The organism is Fenollaria timonensis (genome assembly GCF_001457835.1).
Taxonomy (GTDB): Bacteria; Bacillota; Clostridia; order Tissierellales; family Peptoniphilaceae; genus Fenollaria; species Fenollaria timonensis.
In genome coordinates this window covers 634,590-652,550 of the sequence record NZ_LN898229.1, presented here as the reverse complement: position 1 = coordinate 652,550, position 17,961 = coordinate 634,590, and the positions used below count along the sequence as shown (strand labels likewise).

At 38.2% G+C, this 17,961-nt stretch carries 15 protein-coding genes; 6 read left to right on the top strand and 9 right to left on the bottom strand.

The features are described from left to right. Position 1 precedes the first annotated feature (1 nt). From BN3004_RS08420 to BN3004_RS03035, 3 genes are read left to right on the top strand one after another with little or no spacing between them, the layout of a single operon-like run. Entirely contained in the window at positions 2–142 is a 141-nt protein-coding gene (locus BN3004_RS08420; RefSeq protein WP_196792466.1) for a CD1871A family CXXC motif-containing protein, read from the top strand. Between the two features lie 4 nt (positions 143–146). Then, complete coding sequence (locus BN3004_RS03040) at positions 147–1,037, top strand: 4Fe-4S binding protein (RefSeq protein ID WP_082244059.1); 891 nt, start codon at positions 147–149, stop codon at positions 1,035–1,037. Positions 1,038–1,094: 57 nt separating this feature from the next. Continuing rightward, positions 1,095–1,556 (top strand): MarR family winged helix-turn-helix transcriptional regulator, encoded by a 462-nt coding sequence (locus BN3004_RS03035; protein ID WP_058259782.1) that lies wholly within the window; start codon positions 1,095–1,097, stop codon positions 1,554–1,556. Positions 1,557–1,868: 312 nt separating this feature from the next. Here the strand turns inward: BN3004_RS03035 and BN3004_RS03030 are convergent, their stop codons facing one another. The 6 genes from BN3004_RS03030 to BN3004_RS03005 all read right to left on the bottom strand — a co-directional run bounded on the left by BN3004_RS03030 (position 1,869) and on the right by BN3004_RS03005 (position 10,301). After that, complete coding sequence (locus BN3004_RS03030) at positions 1,869–2,567, bottom strand: ATP-binding cassette domain-containing protein (protein WP_058259781.1); 699 nt, start codon at positions 2,565–2,567, stop codon at positions 1,869–1,871. Further along, the gene (locus BN3004_RS03025) at positions 2,551–3,468 is read right to left on the bottom strand and encodes an ABC transporter ATP-binding protein (protein WP_058259780.1); all 918 of its coding nucleotides are present in this window, start codon (positions 3,466–3,468) and stop codon (positions 2,551–2,553) included. The genes BN3004_RS03030 and BN3004_RS03025 overlap by 17 nt, the downstream gene beginning before the upstream one ends. Continuing rightward, positions 3,452–5,050, bottom strand: a complete 1,599-nt coding sequence (locus tag BN3004_RS03020) for an ATP-binding cassette domain-containing protein (protein WP_058259779.1) — start codon at positions 5,048–5,050, stop codon at positions 3,452–3,454. Before BN3004_RS03020 ends, BN3004_RS03025 begins: the two co-directional genes overlap by 17 nt. A gap of 219 nt (positions 5,051–5,269) precedes the next feature. After that, positions 5,270–7,399, bottom strand: coding sequence for an adenosylcobalamin-dependent ribonucleoside-diphosphate reductase (locus BN3004_RS03015; protein WP_058259778.1), 2,130 nt, complete (start codon positions 7,397–7,399; stop codon positions 5,270–5,272). A gap of 561 nt (positions 7,400–7,960) precedes the next feature. Continuing rightward, positions 7,961–9,079, bottom strand: coding sequence for an ATP-NAD kinase family protein (locus BN3004_RS03010; RefSeq protein ID WP_058259777.1), 1,119 nt, complete (start codon positions 9,077–9,079; stop codon positions 7,961–7,963). Further along, positions 9,054–10,301 (bottom strand): dihydroorotase, encoded by a 1,248-nt coding sequence (locus tag BN3004_RS03005; RefSeq protein ID WP_058259776.1) that lies wholly within the window; start codon positions 10,299–10,301, stop codon positions 9,054–9,056. The genes BN3004_RS03010 and BN3004_RS03005 overlap by 26 nt, the downstream gene beginning before the upstream one ends. A gap of 92 nt (positions 10,302–10,393) precedes the next feature. Here BN3004_RS03005 and BN3004_RS03000 point away from each other — a divergent pair, with 92 nt between their 5' ends. Together BN3004_RS03000 and pgeF are read left to right on the top strand one after the other, a co-directional pair. Further along, entirely contained in the window at positions 10,394–11,788 is a 1,395-nt protein-coding gene (locus BN3004_RS03000; RefSeq protein WP_058259775.1) for an aminopeptidase, read from the top strand. A 50-nt stretch (positions 11,789–11,838) separates the two neighbouring features. Beyond that, positions 11,839–12,567 carry a peptidoglycan editing factor PgeF gene (pgeF, locus tag BN3004_RS02995; protein WP_058259774.1) on the top strand — a complete coding sequence of 243 codons (729 nt, stop codon included), beginning with the start codon at positions 11,839–11,841 and terminating at the stop codon, positions 12,565–12,567. Between the two features lie 220 nt (positions 12,568–12,787). Here pgeF and BN3004_RS02990 read toward each other — a convergent pair whose 3' ends face one another. From BN3004_RS02990 to spoVG, 3 genes are all read right to left on the bottom strand, one after another. Then, positions 12,788–14,059, bottom strand: a complete 1,272-nt coding sequence (locus BN3004_RS02990) for an ATP-binding protein (protein WP_058259773.1) — start codon at positions 14,057–14,059, stop codon at positions 12,788–12,790. 180 nt (positions 14,060–14,239) lie between these two features. After that, entirely contained in the window at positions 14,240–15,607 is a 1,368-nt protein-coding gene (locus tag BN3004_RS02985) for an MATE family efflux transporter (protein WP_058259772.1), read from the bottom strand. Between the two features lie 174 nt (positions 15,608–15,781). After that, positions 15,782–16,090, bottom strand: coding sequence for a septation regulator SpoVG (spoVG, locus tag BN3004_RS02980; protein WP_058259771.1), 309 nt, complete (start codon positions 16,088–16,090; stop codon positions 15,782–15,784). Between the two features lie 156 nt (positions 16,091–16,246). On the opposite strand from spoVG, the gene murC reads away from it, so the two are divergent. Further along, a complete protein-coding gene (murC, locus tag BN3004_RS02975; RefSeq protein WP_058259770.1) occupies positions 16,247–17,632 on the top strand; it encodes a UDP-N-acetylmuramate--L-alanine ligase in 1,386 nt (461 codons plus the stop codon). The last annotated feature ends 329 nt before the right edge of the window (positions 17,633–17,961 follow it).

Genomic DNA, 17,961 nt, shown 5'->3' with positions numbered 1-17,961 from the left:
GATGAAGAAGAAAAAAGTCACACAATATGTATTCTTAACCATGGCAATAGCTTTTATATTCATTGGCGTGAAGAGATTTGACTACTTGACAGTTTTTAAGAAAGCAGCCAACATCTGCTTTGAATGCATAGGACTAGGTTAGAATTATGAAGATAGTTAAAAAATCAAAAAGATGGATGTCGCAAGTACTATTCTTCTTCGCATCCAATCCAATACTGCCAAATTATTTAAAAGGCAAAATATATCAAGGCGATTTGAAGAAGTACTGTGTACCAACACTGAACTGCTACTCATGCCCTGCTGCGCTTGGAGCCTGCCCCATAGGCTCCTTGCAAGCATCCATCGGCTCGCCCGCACACGCAATAGCTTTTTACGTACTAGGATTTTTATTCTTATTCGGAATACTTTTAGGTAGATTCATCTGCGGCTTTTTATGCCCATTTGGACTAGTTCAAGACCTTTTATACAAGATCAAGACAAAGAAGCTTGTGATTAAACCAAAAGTCGCTAAGTACCTAAGCTACATAAAATACGTCGTGCTAGCAGTCTTTGTAATAGGCATGCCACTACTACTAAAGGATGATTATGGATCAAGTAACCCATACTTCTGTAAACTTATCTGCCCACAAGGCATACTAGAAGGTGGCCTTCCATTAATCGCTAAAAATGCAGATCTAAGACAGATGCTAGGAACACTGTTCTTCTCAAAACTTACTATTTTAATAGTAGTTGTCCTAGTAAGTATATTCTCATACAGAGTCTTCTGCCGCTTCATCTGCCCACTAGGCGCTATATACGGCCTATTCAACAAGATAAGCTTCTACAACTTCTCCATCGACTCATCATGCATACACTGTAAAAAATGCGAGAAAGTTTGTAAGTTTGGCATAAAGACATACGAGAACCCAAATTCGCCAGAGTGCATCAGGTGTAACGACTGCGTAAGACATTGCCCAGTAAATGCAATAAAAGTAAACCATCTATTCGGCCAAGTTGGCTGCAAAAACTGCTCGAAGAAAGAAAGTTTGACAAAGTAGCCCCTTTATTGTATAATAATATAATAATACTATTGTAAACACTTGAAGGAGGAAACGATGGACGAGATTATTCGTGATATTGAACTATTCTTAAGGAGAGCCGACTTTGAGGTCAGAGTCGAGGGTAGAAAGATATTATCAGAGATATCAGTAACACCACCGCAATTCGCAGCACTTCAATTTATAGTCAAAGAAAAAGACAATCCTATCAGCATAGGCGACTTAAGTAGATCCATGGGCCTTGCCTTTTCAACCGTAACCGACCTTATCGATAGGATGGAAAAGCTAGGCTTTGTCGAGAGGCGCAAAGATGAACACGACAGAAGAGTCATACGTATATACCCACTAGAAAAAGGCATAGACGTCTTGGACCAAGTAGTTGCTCACAGAGTTAGCTTCGTTGAGGGCGTAATCGATGGTCACTACACAGACGAAGAGAAAGAGCACTTACAAAGAGAGCTGCAAAAGCTGTCCGAGCTGCTTAGAGAGAGCAAGAATAAATTAGAAAAGAAAAATTAATATTTACTTGAAGAGTCATACGAGAGTGTGGCTCTTTTTTTGCCTTGATGATGGCTTAAGAGCGATTTTACTAAGATGAGTGATTTTAATAGAGAAAGTGATTTTGGTTGAGCAAACGATTTTGATGGAGATAGTGATTTTACTAGCTATAATTGTTTTCATAGAGAAAGTAATTTTACTAGCTATAGTGATTTTACTTACTATGCAATTTTGCTATGCCTAGTAATTTTTGATGAGATGAGAAAAATGATTATCGTGGCAAGACCATAAGCGCAGGCAAATTAAAAGATCCCGAAAATAATCGAGATCTCATTAAACTATATTAAATTTAAAAACATTTTCGCTAGTCTTTATTATTTGATCATCATGAGTAATTATCAAAAGCATCTTTTCTTTGACAAGTATCTTTAATGTGCCAATAACTATCTCTTTTGATGCAGCATCTAAGTGAGATGTAGGCTCGTCTAAAAGAACTATGTCCTTGTCCATAGCTAGTGTGTACGCAAGTGATAGTCTTTGCCTTTGCCCTTCGGAAATTTTATCTTTCTCTATAAAAGCATCTAAAAGTTCTTTATAGTCACTAGCTTGAAATTCATCAGTGACTATGCTGACGCTTTTTAATATATTTATCATCTCTTCTTCTGTCAGACTAGCTCTTATACTTTTAAAAACTGTCTTTATATCGCCATCTATAATTGGTGAATCTTGCTGCATATAGGCAAAGCATTTAGAAATATAATTTCTTGAGCAATCTTTAATATCTTTGCCATGAAGTTTTATCGTGCCACTATAATCAATATTTTTATCTCCAAGTATCGCTTTAAAGAACGTTGTCTTACCAATACCTTTTTCTCCGCTTATTATATACAAGCCGTTTTTAGAGACATTCATATCATCAAGGCAAAGTCCATGATTTGCTAGTTTTAATTTTAGATCTTTTATTTCTAATGCTGAACCAGTCTTTTCAATACATTCTTCAGATATTAAATCATCATTATTGCCTAAAAACATTTCTATACTCTTGTAAGCCGCTTTCTTTTTTTTCTAATTCTGCTATATAATCCACGGTGTTTCTGAAAATCCCCATAAAGCTTGTAATAGTTAAAAGAAGTGCCATTAGCTCTCCAAGTGTAATATCGATTTTCCAAAAATATATAATTATTATCGGTAAATATGTTTGTGCAAAACCTAAGATATATGGCATGAACATATATTTTAAGCTTGCCATATTTGCATCTTTAAAAGCGATTTTATACTTTTTAAAACTTCTATCGTATTCTTCTTCATACTTTGAATCAGAGTATTTGGCTCTATCTAAAACTGTTTCGTAGACAAAATTATTGTACTCTTTAAGATTTTCATTCTTTTCTAAAAGCTCCTCTTCTTTTTTATATAGCTTATCTTTAAAAATAAAACTGTATACTAAAAGCGAAAGTCCTATCACTACCAAGATCATTGCAATACTAAGATCTAAAGTGACGATGTAGGCTGCACTTCCGATACTTGCAGCAATTACTAATAGATAGTCCATGTATGAAACAAATACAGAGATAACACTTTCTAAGTTGTCTGAAATAAGCGTGTAAAGTCTGTCTTTCTTGATATTTTCTTTAAATGCATGGTCTGTCATGGATGAATATACATTAAATCTTAGTTTTGTAACTAGATTTTTATTATATAGCTTTACTGAGTATATTAAAATCTGTCTTATGGCCGTCAAGACAAGCATTAATAAGACAAGCAAGATAAATTCTTTTTTGATCCCTTTTTCAAAAATTAATTTTACATGCTTATCAACTGTGTATTCAATTGTGTTATTTATGGTCCATACATAAAATATTTCATAGAAAAATACAAGTAGAAATACTGCTATGGCTTTGATGCTTTTGCTAAGCTTATATATCATCTTCATTTTGACTCTCCTTAACGCTTGCATCTTTCACAATATAAAACTTATCTGCATATTCATCTAGGTAATTGTCATGATAAGCAAGGACATATGTTCTTTTCTTCGAATCTTTTTTGATAAATTCAAATAATTTTTCTTTGTTTTTCGCATCAAGCGATGCACCTGGCTCGTCAAGAAAAACTAGTAGTGGATCACTCGCTAAGGCTCTTATTATTAGCAGTAAATCCCTTTCGCCGCCTGATAGGCTCTTAAAATCTTCTCTATCATAAATCTTTTCTAGCTCTGGCATAGCCATGGAGCTAAGTATAGCTCTTAATTTCTCTTTATCACGAGTATTTAAAACTTCTTCTATAGAATTTCCTAGGAAAACTCCATCTTTTAGTGAAATCGCTGCAATTTTTGTGAAGTCATCTGTTTTTGATATATGAGTATTAATTTGTGAAGACCACTCGCCCATATCGTAGGCGTTGTATAAAACGTTCAAAATTGTTGACTTACCACTGCCAGAACTGCCTTTAAAAATATATAGACCATTCTTATTGAATTTCATGTCTGGAAAACTTATAGTCGTTCCATCAATATATGAAAAAACTCCTTCGCCTACAGCATATAATAAATCTTCATCACTATCTATAAATTTATATCTCTTTTTCTTCTTTACAAGGTCTGTTACAGCCCTTATCTCATTCATCTTGCTAGCATTCTCACTTTTGCTTTTAATCATTTCTAAGATTGATAAACAAGCTGGCAACAAAAATCTACTGTAAATATTTGTTGAGATTAAAAAACCGCCAGGACTAATATCACCCTGTAAAAGCAAATAACCTGAGTATAGAGGCACGAGTAGAACTATGATTATATTAAGCGTTTCTCTAAGAAGAGTAAGAACCGCTTCAAAAAATAAAACTTTCTTCTCTTTCTTAAGAATAGTATTCAAATTCTTTGAATAAACATTTTTGCTTACGCTCTCTAAGCCGTTGTAATAAATCCAGTCAATATTATTTATGCTGTTAAGGAAGATGCTGTCCTTTTGCCCACTCAAGCTTGATATTTCGTCGTTTAAAGCATCTGTTCTTTTACTTATAAAGTAAGTTATTAGTGCAAATGGCATTAGAATAAGTATTACTAATAAAATTTTATATGTAACAGCTATGTATAGGTAAACCGAAAACAAAATAATTTCTAGGCCATAGTACACAATTGTGTATAGATTATCAGCATCTAAAGAAACCATATCTATAAGGTTTCTGTCAAGGTTTGTCCTGCCACCAAGTGAATACATTAAAATTCTGTTTCTGAACTTCAAAGGGGAATTAAATAAAAGCCTCTTTCTATGTATAGATGATAACTCTAACTTTTCTCTAGAAATAATATACTCTTCCAAAAATTGGTCGCAAAAAAATATTGCTAGTGACATAAAGACAATGTTTAATACAAGGGCACATAGGCTCTTAGAGCCAAGCATAATATAGTCAACGCTCATTTGCAAAACATAGTTCATATATATGGAAAGAGCCGATGAAACTATTGATATGATGATTATCTTTAATATTGAACTTTTTCTTGCTTTTAATAAAGTAAACATAAGTAACTCCTTATTGCATTTACATTTATTATTAAGTGCTTTATTAAAATTAAATGTATATACAGATAAACTCGCAAAATGTTTTTCTCACTGCTTGTAATTAGTATTTTATCACATTTTACTAATTTGTTCAAACAAAATCTATCTATCTTAAGTGATACAGGCAAATTAAAAGATCCCGAAAATAATCGAGATCCTATATAGATATATTAAATTAACTTAGATTGAGCAAGGACTATAACCACAGTCTTGGCACTCTCTGCAGCCGCCTGAGTGATTCATCTTGCCGCCACACATTGGGCAAACGTCAGGATTTTCTGCAAGTGCGTTCTTTGCAAGTGCATCGATTTCGCCTTGTAGCTCGTCTATCTTTTCTTTAGTAGTTTTTTTATTGTTCGAGATCAATATGCCGGCTCTTTGGCAGCCATCTCTATAGATAGTTACTCCCTTAAGGCCCTTTTCCCACGCGAACATATATAGCTCTTCGACTTGCTCTACTGTAAACTCGTTTGGAACGTTACATGTTGATGATATTGACGCGTCGATAAACTCTTGCCAAGCTGCTTGAACAAGTATTCTGTCTTTGTAATCAAGGTCTTTACTTGTTACGATAAAGTCTGGAAGGTCCTCTTCGTCTCTGATGCCGTGTGCGTCCATGTACTCGCGAACGATCTCTGTATAAACTTTGTAGTAAGTGTCTTCGTTGTTTAAGCTTTCTGTCTTTCTTGTGTATGAAATTTGGAATATCGGCTCAACACCATTGGAGCAGCCAAGTAATGTTGATATTGATCCTGTTGGCGCCATTGTTAATAGCTGTGAGTTTCTTACACCATGTTCCTTAATTAAGTCGATTACGTCTGGATTGGCGTTCTTTTGAAGGAATTTTGATGCTAAGAATTCTTTTTCTCTATACATTGGGAATGGTCCTTCTTTTTTCGCAAGCATAGCTGACTCTCTAAGTGCTTCATTTATCATGACTTTACCTATCTTTTTGATTAGGTCAATGGATTCGTCTGAGCCGTATCTGATGCCCATCTTGATAAACATGTCGGCGACACCCATAAGTCCCAAACCGATTTGTCTAAGATTTTTAGCTACTTCTCTTTGCTCTTTAAGTGGATGAAGCTCTGCGTTTTCGTCTAGAACGCCATTAAGATATCTAACGCCATGTTTAACGGCTACTTTAAAATCTTCAAAATCAAAGTAAGCGTCTTCTTTGAATGGATACTTAACGAAGTTTGAGATATTTATTGAAGATAGATTACAGCTACCAAAGGCTGGTAGTGGCTCTTCTGCGCATGGATTTACGCCTGCAAACTCGAAATCGTCGAACTCGCTCATTAGGTGCCACGAATCTATTCTATCTTTGAATAAAATGCCTGGTTCAGCGTCGTTCCAGTTATTGTAGGCTAGTTTTTCAAATAAATCTTTCGCTCTAACTTTTTTGTGTATCTCTTGACCATTGGCTTCAACAGTGAAGTGTAGGTCATATTCTGTATCGTTTTTAACTGCTTTCATAAACTCGTCATCAACATTAACAGAGATGTTTGCGTAAGTCACCTTGTCAAGGTCATTCTTCACGTTGATGAACTCTTCTATATCAGGGTGAGATGAGTCCATGTTTAGCATAAGTGCGCCACGTCTGCCGCGCATGCCTATAAGTCCAGTAACTAAGCTGAATAGGTCCATAAATGAAACTGATCCAGTCGTAGTAAGCGCTGCGTTATTGACTCTCGCTCCCTTTGGACGAAGTTTGGAGATGTTTACGCCGCAGCCACCGCCATAACTATAAGTTCTAGCAAGGTACTTTGCTGTGTCAAAGATAGATTCGATGCTGTCTTCGACCTTCGGCATTACGTAGCAGTTCGATAGAGTGATCTTTCTGCCAAGCTTGTCAAGGCCGCGTCCTGCAAGTATCCTGCCCGCTGGCATAAACTTTTTGTCCTTGATCGCCTTTTTGATGTACTCGCTGCCGCCACTAACTCTAGTAAGGAAATCGTTGAAAGTCTCGCTGTCGTAGCGATATTTCTTCTCGTAGATGTCCCTTTGAAGAGCACTCATGTCCCAGCCCTTTTCTCTAAGCTTAGTTCTTTCTTGTCTGTAAAGAATGTATTTCTTCGCAACCTCAGGTCTATACTTCATTAGAGCAAGTTCAACCAAGTCTTGAATGTCCTCTATGTTGACAAGGTCCTTGTCCTTAACCTCTTCAAATACTTCACTCGCGATCTTTGATGAAACCTCTTCATCGACCCCTTTTTCAGTTTCTTTCATCGCCTTTTCGATGGCAATTTTGATCTTGTCTTGCTCAAAATCGACCACATTGCCATTACGCTTTTCTACCTTTAGCATAAGTCCTCCTATCTATATATTGTTTAAAAATTATAACTACATACTAATTATAGTATAAGCGGCATGATTTTTCAAGATAATAATTATGAAATTATCTTCATAAATTTATAGATACATCAGCTTTATGCTAATGGCCTTGCTCGTAGAAATTGGAGTAAAATAAAAATAATACTAAAGAATGATTTTTTGATTTTTTACGAAAATGGATTTTCTACTTCCCAAAGTCAAATATTTTTAGAGTTTGGGAAATAGAAATGCTCAAAGCATTATAATCACTTGATTGTAAGAAATAAAAAAATTAGCTTCCAATTTGGAAGCCAATTTATATAATTAATTATTAATTAATATCGGTAACACTATCGACAAAACCATCACAACACAAAGTATCATTGCGAATGTTCTTGCGAGTGACTTACTCTTTCTCCATTTGCGTTTCAATTTACTCATACTCTCCTCTTCCTCTGTTTATTCTAGTCTTTCTTTTATCACAGAAAATATTATACTATGTTTATAAAATTTGTCAAGGCTTTTTACAAAATATTTTCGCAAAGCTAATAATTTTTACAAATAAACAAGTTTTATTAATTTCATGTAATTATAGTCGACGATGACGTTGTAGTAGCCAGCTAGGTACTCGTTTGTTGCGTCGTCGCCTGTGTCTGCAAGCAAATTGCCGCCGGCGATGTTATTGATCTTCGACTGTGTCGCGATGACTATAATATTCTCCTTGCCAACTTCTCTTATGACTCTCGAGGAAAATTGCTGATTGCCGCGGCCAAAGATGTAGCCTTGTCCGCCAATGATAGTAACGATAATCTTTCTCTTCGGATACTTCATAAGCGCTTCGTAGATGTCTTTTTCGCTCGCATCTTTTTTGATGAGCTCCTTATTATATACAAGGTCGACGCCAAGCAGAGAATTTTCAAGGCCCAATAGGTTCATAACAGGGCGTATACTTGAGCCACTTCCGACTATATATAAGGTGTCGTCCTTCATCTCATCAACGACATATTGAGCGATGGACTCAAGATCTGTGTTCTCTGATGCACTTTGAGGGCTCTTACCCACTTGCATCATTCTTCCCTTGTTAACTACATTTAGCGCGCCATAAAGCTTCACGTTCAAAACTTCGTTTCTGAACGCTTCCTCATCTATATCCATGACTTCTGACTCGATTATCTCGTAGGATTCATCTAGTAAAAATGCCCTGATGACTTCTGAAGCAGACTTTGGTGAAACGCCAAAGACGGAGCTATGCATCTTAGTGCCTGCCGGTATCCCGATCACAGGTTTTCTAAGGCCCACAGCGTCGTATACGTCACGAGCTGTGCCGTCGCCCCCTGCGAATACAATCAGGTCGACGTCCTTCTTAAGTATCTCTTTCAAAGCATTTTTCGTATCTTCCGCCGTAGTACTAGCCTCTGTCTCGTAAACGACCTCGTAGTTCAGTCCAAGCTTTTTCATCTCGTCCTCGCCGAGCCTGTGATTAGCTGTATAAACCTTGAACTCGTCCTTTATATCAATGAGGTGACTGAAAGCCTCTTCGCACCTCAAATGCGCCTTTTCACTCGCGCCACGCTTTATTGCTTCTTCGTATATAGCCTCGCCGTCCGAGCCCTTTAAGGCAACCGAACCGCCGACGCCAGCCTTTGGATTAACAATTAAACCTATTGTCTTCACTGTAAACCACCTTTCCGTCCTTTATTGTGTACTTCACCTTTCCCTTTAACTTTTCACCTATGAATGGCGAATTTTGAGACTTAGATGAAGATTTTTCATATATATACTCTTCCTTAATGTCAAAAATAACTAAATCAGCCATCGAACCGACCTTTATCACGCCCTCTTCAAGCCCATAAAGCCTTGCGGGATTGACAGTTAGCATCTTTATAATTTTTACTAGATCAATGCCATGCTTATGGTGAAGCTCATCTATCGCAAGTGGCAGAGCTGTTTCAAGACCAATGATGCCGCTCGGAGCGCTGAAGAAGTCCTTAGCTTTTTCCTCAGCCGCATGAGGCGCATGATCAGTCGCAATTATGTCAATGGTACCGTCCTTGATAGCGCGGGTAATCGCCTCTCTATCGGCAGCCGTCCTTAGTGGCGGATTCATCTTTGCTAAAGTGCCGTGCTTTTCAACAGCCTCCTCTGTTAATGTAAAGTGATGAGGAGTGACCTCTGCAAATATTTTATCTGTGTATTTTTTATAATTTCTGATAATTTCAAGTGCATCCGCAGATGAAATGTGTTGGAAGTTTAATTTTGAATCCGCTTTTACTGCTAGATACGCATCGCGCGCCACCATAACAGCCTCGGCAATGGCTGGAGCTGTTTCATTTTTGCCCGCCTTTTTTATAAAGAAGGGGTCTTCCTCATGTAAACTGATTGGTGCATCATATTTTTTCGCTTCAATCAGTGCATCGTACAAGAGTTTCGCCTTCATTATAGGCTTGCCATCATCAGTAAAACCGATTGCCCCTGCCTTGTGAAGCGCATCCATATCTACAAGCTCTTCGCCCAGCATGCCCTTAGTCACGGTCGCATTTTGATAAATCTTTACGCCTAAGTCCTTTGATCTAACTAATATATCTTCTAGCGTATCCACATTATCAACTACAGGCTTTGTGTTCGCCATAAGAAGTACTGAGGTGTAGCCGCCTCTCTTAGCTGCGGCTGCTCCCGTAGTCAAATCTTCTTTGTAAGTTTGGCCGGGGTCCCTAAAGTGCACGTGCGTATCTATTAGTCCGTGTGATATATAAAGTCCACTCCCATCGATCACGCAGGGATCATCTTTTTCAATACACTCTTCTATGGCACTCACTATGCCATCTTCAATGAGCATATCGACACGTCTAATGCCATTTGCAATTGTATCAATAAAATTAATATTTTTAATTAACATAAAAAACCTCCATCAGTATTTTAATATTTATACCCAAAAGGGATGAATTTTGTGCGCCTTTATGTTATAATATAGAAAAAGGAGGAATTATAATGGCAGAAAAAATTTCATGGCTAAGCCTTTCAAACGATGTGCTTGAGGACGTTACAAGCTACAACGAAGAGTACAAAGACTTTTTAACAAAAGCAAAAACTGAAAGACTAGCAGTTAAAGAAATCATACGCATAGCTGAAGCTAACGGCTTTAAGGACTTAGAAGAAGCTATCAAAAACGGAACAAAAGTTAAGAAGGGCGACAAGCTTTACCTAAATAACAAGGAAAAATCAGTTTTAATGTTCGTTATGGGCGAAAAGAAACTTGAAGAAGGCCTAAGAATAGTTGGCGCTCACATAGACAGCCCAAGACTTGACCTTAAGCCAAATCCACTATACGAAGCAAGCGAACTTGGCTTTTTAAAGACTCACTACTACGGCGGAGTTAAGAAGTACCAATGGACTACAATCCCGCTAGCTTTACACGGCGTTGTTTATACAAAGGATTTAAAGAGAGTAGATATATCTATAGGTGAAGACGATGACGACCCAGTATTTACAATCACAGACCTACTAATCCACCTATCACGTGAACAAATGCAAAAGAAACTTGCTGAAGGTATACTTGGCGAACAATTAAACGTGCTTATGGGCTCAATACCATTGGCAGATGACGATGATGATGAAAAAGCAGATAAGTCTAATCGCGTTAAAGCCAATGTTATGAGAATAATCAGCGAAAAATATGGCATAGAAGAAGACGATTTCAAAGTTGCCGAAATCGAAGTAGTTCCAGCAGGCAAGGCTCGTGACCTTGGTATAGACAGATCCATGATCTTCAGCTATGGCCAAGACGATAGAGTTTGCGCATTCGCAGGACTTAAGGCTATACTTGACATGAAGCAAGGCGAGCACACAGCTCTAGCTATGTTTATGGATAAGGAAGAAGTTGGCTCACAAGGCAACACTGGTATGGCAAGCTACGTTCTTGAAAACGCTCTACATGAGTTAGCAGCACTAGAAGGCGAGTACTCAGCTCTTACAGTTAGAAGATGCCTAAAGAACTCTTGGGTACTTTCAGCAGACGTAACAGCAGCTTATGACCCTAACTTCGACTCAGTTTATGAAAAGAACAACACAGCTGTATTAGGCGGCGGAATCGCAGTAGCTAAGTACACTGGATCAGGCGGAAAAGGTGGCTGCAACGATGCAAACGCAGAATTCTTAAGAGATGTAAGAGATATTTTCGACAAAGCAGGCGTTGCTTGGCAAACAGGCGAACTTGGTAGAGTTGACGCAGGTGGCGGCGGAACTATCGCATACCTTTTAAGCAAGTACGGCGCAGAAGTAGTTGACTGCGGTACAGCAGTTTTAAATATGCACGCACCAAACGAAGTTACTTCAAAGTTCGACACATACATGTCATACAAAGCTTACAAAGCATTCTTTGAATAAAATACATGAGGCACCTTAATTGGTGCTTCTTTTACATATGAGGGATAATTATGAAAGATTATAAGATTATAGATGAAAAATATTTAATAAGCACTCACCTAAATGACATAGGCGTCACAAACATCATGAGCCTTAAGCCCATAGATATAAAAGGCGACGAAGATTATTTTATTAATGAGCTTCCAAAAGTACTTGAGCATATAGGACTTGATTATAGCAGCGTCAACGTGACACGCCAAGTGCACTCGAATAGCATTGCCCACGTTAATGGCAATGGCGATGTAAATTTCTACGACGAGACAGATGGACTTATAGGCGACCATGGCGATGTACTCGTGATTAAGAGCGCAGACTGCCTACCCGTAATAGTCTACGATAGCGTCAATGCGCTGATCGCAGCCGTTCACTCAGGCTGGAAAGGCACAGCAAACTCCATAGTTAAAGAAGCAATCTCGAAGATGCTCTCTTTAGGATCAAGTGCATCAGAGCTAAAAATTTACGTCGGACCACATATACAAAAAACATCCTTCGAAGTGATGGACGACGTAAAAAATGTATTTGAGAAGAATTTTTCTTATGAAGACATTATTTTTAAAAAAGATGAAAAGCATTACCTTATAGATTTAGGAAAAGTAGTTAAGCTCGATGCAATAAGTATGGGAGCTAAAAAAGAAAATATATATTTATCAAAGGTAGATACAGTCACAGACGAGCGCTTCCACTCGTATAGACGCGACAAAAAAGATTATGGGCTTATGTATACATTGGTTTGTATATAAAAAATGAAAAAATTTGCTATAATGCCTGCGAATATGATACAATATCCGGGACAAATGAGAAATAAAAACAGTGCTAGCTAAATTAACTTAGCTAGCATTTTTATTTCATCTACTATATTGTAAACATCTATATCAAGCCATTTTATAAAGCAATTCATGTAAATGGCGTCATTTCATTCATGTATTTGGCGCGTTTTCATTCATGTATTTGGCAAATAGTCTATGGCCTTAAAGATGTTATAGGCACCACATATACACCATCTTTTCTTCTATACGCAAAAGGTGCTTGTGCGCACAAAACCATCATAAAAGATGCCTCTCTCATACTATTAGTATCAATAAGCTCAGACAAAGCCTTAAGTGTCTCAGCTCCCTCTTCAATAAGTTTGTCGCCGCCCAATTTTATCTCCACAAGACCATAAGCACCATTCCTTAAGTGAATGACAGCATCACACTCAAGTCCGCTCTTGTCCCTATAGTGATAAACATTGCCATCTAAAAGCTCTGAATATACCCTTAAATCGCGAACAGCTAGGTTCTCAAACAAAAATCCCATAGTATTTAAATCGTGAGTCAAGTCCTTCGGTCCAATACCCAAAGCAGCCGCAGCGATGGATGGATCTATAAAATATCTTGTATCAGTCGAACGAATAGCCGTTTTTGAACGAATATTCGGGTTCCACGCAGGAGCATCCTCGATCACAAATATCTTCTTTAGTGCATCGATGTACGAATAAAGCGTCGTTTGATCAAAAGTGTCAGCCTGATTAGCTAGCATATCTGCCCTTATAGTTTCAAGCGGCGCCTGTGAGCCAACGTGTCTTGCATAAGACTTAAGCAGCCTCTTTGCCTTCTCTGCGTCTCTCTTTACAGAATCAACCCTGCTTATATCATTTTGAACAACTGCTTCGTAGTAGTCAATCGCTTGAAATAAAGCAGCCTTCTCACCTAGACCTATAGCCCTCGGCCAACCGCCCCTACATATTAAAAATGCAATTTCATCTAAAGTTTTACTATTCACAGAAGAAATATCTTCCCCTTTAAAAAGATCACTCAAAGAAACAGATCCATCTGAGTCCTTCGACTCATATAAGCTCATGGTTCTCATGTAAAGCCTCGATATCCTACCAGTTCCAGTATGCATAGACGCATCAAACTCAGCTGGTACAGCAGAACCAGTCAATATAAATTGACCGAAGTCATCCCTTTGATCAACCTCATAACGAACAGCGTTCCACAAGTTTGGTGCAAGCTGCCACTCGTCAATTAGCCTTGGCACCTCTCCTTCGAGTAAAGCACTCGGGTTAAGCTCAGCCATCTGTTGATATTGCTTAGTCATATCTGGTTTATCTATAGCAATAAAGCTCTTGGCAATTTGCTTGGCAGTCGTAGTTTTACCACACCATTTTGGTCCTTCCAATAGTATAGCTCCCTTTGCTTTAAGTCTTTCATCAAGTAATTTATCAGTAATTCTAGCAAAATAATTCTTCATGAGCGTCTCACCTCTTACGCTTATAATAGCACATATATACACATTTGTCAATATTAATCCGTGTAAATGGCGCGTTTTTATTCATGTGTTTGGCATGTTTTCATCCATGTATTTGGCACGTTTTCATCCATGTATTTGGCATTAAAAAAGAGCAGCTCACACTGCTCTTACACATCTCATCTATTCATTTGTTATGTTCTTAATCCACTTCTTCGAAATTACTCTAGGTAGTCCTATGGCTGCCTTGGCAAATTCTTCGCCGCACGCCATCAAGTACACGTAGTGAAGCGGTAATTTTAATACTACTGCGCCAAGGAAGGCTAGTGGCACTCCTATGAGCCAAACGCAGCTCATCTCAAGAGCCATGGAGTATCTTGTGTCTCCACCGCCTCTAAATATGCCGACTATAAGGGTCGAGTTATGTGTCTTAACGAAGAGCGCAATACCCATGGTGATGAATAAATCTGCAGCTATGGCTTTTGATTCTGGCGTTATGTTCGGGAAGATGACGAAGAAAGACTCTCTAAATATGATCATCAAAGCACCGAGTACAAGTCCTGTCAAGGCTGAGAGCTCTAGTAGCCACGTTCCGTATCTATACGCCTGCTCCTCGTCGCCCGCGCCGATGGAGTTACCGACTATAACTGTACAAGCGCCGGCTAAGCCTCTAGCTAGAACGAAGAAGATGTTTTGCACTGTCATACCTATCTGCAAGGCTGTAACGCTCCTTGTTCCTAGCTTTGCGTAAGCTATTTGGTAAACTATTTGTCCTAAGGACCAGAATGTTTCGTTCAAAATCACTGGGCCCGCTGTCTTTAGATAAAGTTTTTTGAAATGGCTGTCAAATGTAATGAAATCCTTAATCTTGCCTTTTAGTGGACTTCTGTGCTTTTTAAGTGTTATATATAAAACGATAAATTCAAGTATACGAGCTAAAATAGTACCTAGAGCGCCACCCGCTACGCCCATAGCAGGAAAGCCAAGTTTACCAAAGATGAATACGTAGTTAAAGAAGGCGTTTCCGAAGAAGGCAAATGTCGATGCAACTAGAGGCGTCTTTGCATTACCTATGCTTCTCATCGATACTGAATAAATGAAGTTCACTGCTGTAAGTATATATGAGAAGGAAACTACTCTAAGGTATGTAACGCCGTAAGGTATTACGTTTGCGTCATCTGTAAAGATTCTCATCAGCTGTTCTGGTATAGCTAGCGCCAGTATTGTGAATATACTTGCCACGATCAAGGATAGCATCAAAGCCATACCATGTGATTTTCTCACGCCTTCGTAGTCTTCCTTGCCATTGTATTGAGCAATCATAACTGAAGTACCTGTCGCTATACCGAAGCAGATAATTGTCATAAAGAAGAAGATTTGGTTTGCAAGACCAACTGCCGATATCGCATAGTCCCCTAGTGACGATATCATAGTCGTATCCAGTGTATTAAGTACACTTGCGAGTAGATTTTGAAGTGCGACTGGCACTGCAAGGCTATATACTAATTTTAAAAACTTTTTATCCTGAAACATTTCACGTAAATTTTTCATATAACTCATCCTTTCAATTCAATAATTTTATCATTTACGAGATGACTTGTCAAGACATTTCGCCTTACGAATTGAAAAGATATTCTATTATATATATATTTATATATATATTTTTTTGCAAAGAAAAAAGAGCCTGGCTAGAGGCTCATATTTCTAATAACTAATTAAAAATTACTACTTTTCTTCCATTACTAGTATTTCTTCATCAGCTTCGTTTTTTGCGTCTTCAACAGCTGCTTCGTAAGCTTTGTAAACTTTTTCTTCGATGTCAGCTCTTGCTTCTGTGTTGATTGGGTGGGCTACGTCTCTGTAAGTACCATTAGGTACCTTTCTTGAAGGCATTGCAATGAATAAACCTTCTCTTCCTTCGATAACCTTGATGTCGTGAACAACAAAAGCGTTATCAAAAGTAACTGAAGCTGTTGCCTTTAAGTTTAAACCTTCCTTGTCAACTAGTCTTACTCTTACGTCTGTGATTGTCATTTTCTCCATCCTCCTAATTCAGCTAAAATTTGCTTGATTTTTATCATAATATATATTATGATAGTTATATAAGCGAAATTATAAAATAGCTTATATATATATTATACTAAAGAGTTGAATTATTTTCAAGTACTTTTTATATATTTAGGAGGAAAAATGGGATTTTTTTTGAAAAAACACAATATTGATAATATATTTTTCATAGGCATAGGCGGAATAGGCATGAGTGGACTTGCCGAGCTGCTTATCTCGGAGGGCTGCAAAGTTAAAGGAACTGACACAGGTGAATCACAAATCATAGAAAGACTTAAGAAGATGGGTGCCGTTGTATACAACAAGCACGAAGCAAAAAACGTAGAGTCATCAAAGGTAGTTGTTTACACTGACGCGATACGCCCAGACAATCCAGAGCTTTTAAGAGCAAAAGAGCTTGGCCTTGAGATCTATGACAGAGCAAGCTTCTTAGGCGAAGTGATGAAGCTCTTCCCTAACTCAGTTTGCGTTTCAGGCACACACGGCAAAACTACTACAACATCGATGATTGCTTCAATCACAACACATACGCAAATGGATCCAACCATACTTTTAGGTGGCGAACTTGATGAAATTGGCGGCAATATCAGGATAGGTAAAGGAAACATCATTGTCAGCGAAGCCTGCGAGTACAAGGCAAACATCTTAAAATACAATCCTACCATGGCCATGATACTAAACATCGACGAAGACCACTTAGACTTTTATAAAAACATCGAAGACATCATCGCCACATTCAAAAAGTACGCTGACGACGTGCCATCAACTGGCTACGTTCTATACAATAAAGACGACGAGCACGTCATTGAGGCCATCAAAGACGTTAAAGCCAAAACCATCAGCTTCGGCATCGACTCAGACGCTGACTATAAAGCTGAGAACATCACTTATGATGACAATGGCTGCGCGAACTTCGATTTAATTCACAACAATGAAAAAACTGAGATCAAGCTAAGCGTTTTAGGTAAGCACAACGTTTATAATGCGCTTGCTGCCATCGCCATGGCGAATACTTATGGCGCTTCACTGCAAGATATTAAGAAGTACATCCTTCTATACGCTGGCGTTCACAGAAGGATCGAGACAAAGGGCTACATCGGAAGCGTGCGCATCATAGATGACTACGCACATCACCCAACAGAGATCATGGCGACACTTGAAGCCGTGAAGAAGATGGCTAAAGGCAGGATCATAACCATCTTCCAGCCACATACCTTCACTAGAACGCAAAAACTTCTAGAAGGCTTTGCCGAAGCGTTTAAGAGAAGCGATGTAACCATCATCACAGACATTTACGCTGCGAGAGAAAAGGATACGAAAGTCGTTCACTCCAAGGACCTGATCAAGTCGATGAAGGAGCATGGCTACGATGCGATGTATATCTCGAAATTCGAGGACATCGAAAATTATCTTCTTGACAATCTAAGGGAAAACGACATCATCTTAACTGTCGGTGCTGGCAATATCTACAAGCTTGGCGAAGAACTTTTAGAGATTAAGGATAAGTAATATACAGTAGAATAGTTTTATAAGGCACAGCTAAGCACTGTGTCTTTTTTTGCTTATGGCCTTTCTGCGACAATTGTTTTGCCACGATTATGGTCTTGCTCCTCTGCTTATTTTTTTACTTTGCTAATGGTTTTGCTACGATTAGCAATTTTGCTATCTTTAGTAATTTTGCTTTTGAAAGTGATTTTGCTATGCTTAGCAATTTCGCCATATCAAACGCCCGTCATATGCCATTTGCCCGTCATATGCCATCTGCGCGGCGGACTACAAGTGCTCGTCATATGCCATTTCACGTCATATGTCATTTGCTCGTCTTACTATTAATAAAA

Bases quoted from the DNA above. Each gene is read 5' to 3' on its own strand.
- BN3004_RS08420 (WP_196792466.1), top strand. From the start codon at position 2: ATGAAGAAGAAAAAAGTCACACAATATGTATTCTTAACCATGGCAATA.
- BN3004_RS03040 (WP_082244059.1), top strand. From the start codon at position 147: ATGAAGATAGTTAAAAAATCAAAAAGATGGATGTCGCAAGTACTATTC.
- BN3004_RS03035 (WP_058259782.1), top strand. From the start codon at position 1,095: ATGGACGAGATTATTCGTGATATTGAACTATTCTTAAGGAGAGCCGAC.
- BN3004_RS03030 (WP_058259781.1), bottom strand. From the start codon at position 2,567: ATGTTTTTAGGCAATAATGATGATTTAATATCTGAAGAATGTATTGAA.
- BN3004_RS03025 (WP_058259780.1), bottom strand. From the start codon at position 3,468: ATGAAGATGATATATAAGCTTAGCAAAAGCATCAAAGCCATAGCAGTA.
- BN3004_RS03020 (WP_058259779.1), bottom strand. From the start codon at position 5,050: ATGTTTACTTTATTAAAAGCAAGAAAAAGTTCAATATTAAAGATAATC.
- BN3004_RS03015 (WP_058259778.1), bottom strand. From the start codon at position 7,399: ATGCTAAAGGTAGAAAAGCGTAATGGCAATGTGGTCGATTTTGAGCAA.
- BN3004_RS03005 (WP_058259776.1), bottom strand. From the start codon at position 10,301: ATGTTAATTAAAAATATTAATTTTATTGATACAATTGCAAATGGCATT.
- BN3004_RS03000 (WP_058259775.1), top strand. From the start codon at position 10,394: ATGGCAGAAAAAATTTCATGGCTAAGCCTTTCAAACGATGTGCTTGAG.
- pgeF (WP_058259774.1), top strand. From the start codon at position 11,839: ATGAAAGATTATAAGATTATAGATGAAAAATATTTAATAAGCACTCAC.
- BN3004_RS02990 (WP_058259773.1), bottom strand. From the start codon at position 14,059: ATGAAGAATTATTTTGCTAGAATTACTGATAAATTACTTGATGAAAGA.
- BN3004_RS02985 (WP_058259772.1), bottom strand. From the start codon at position 15,607: ATGAAAAATTTACGTGAAATGTTTCAGGATAAAAAGTTTTTAAAATTA.
- spoVG (WP_058259771.1), bottom strand. From the start codon at position 16,090: ATGACAATCACAGACGTAAGAGTAAGACTAGTTGACAAGGAAGGTTTA.
- murC (WP_058259770.1), top strand. From the start codon at position 16,247: ATGGGATTTTTTTTGAAAAAACACAATATTGATAATATATTTTTCATA.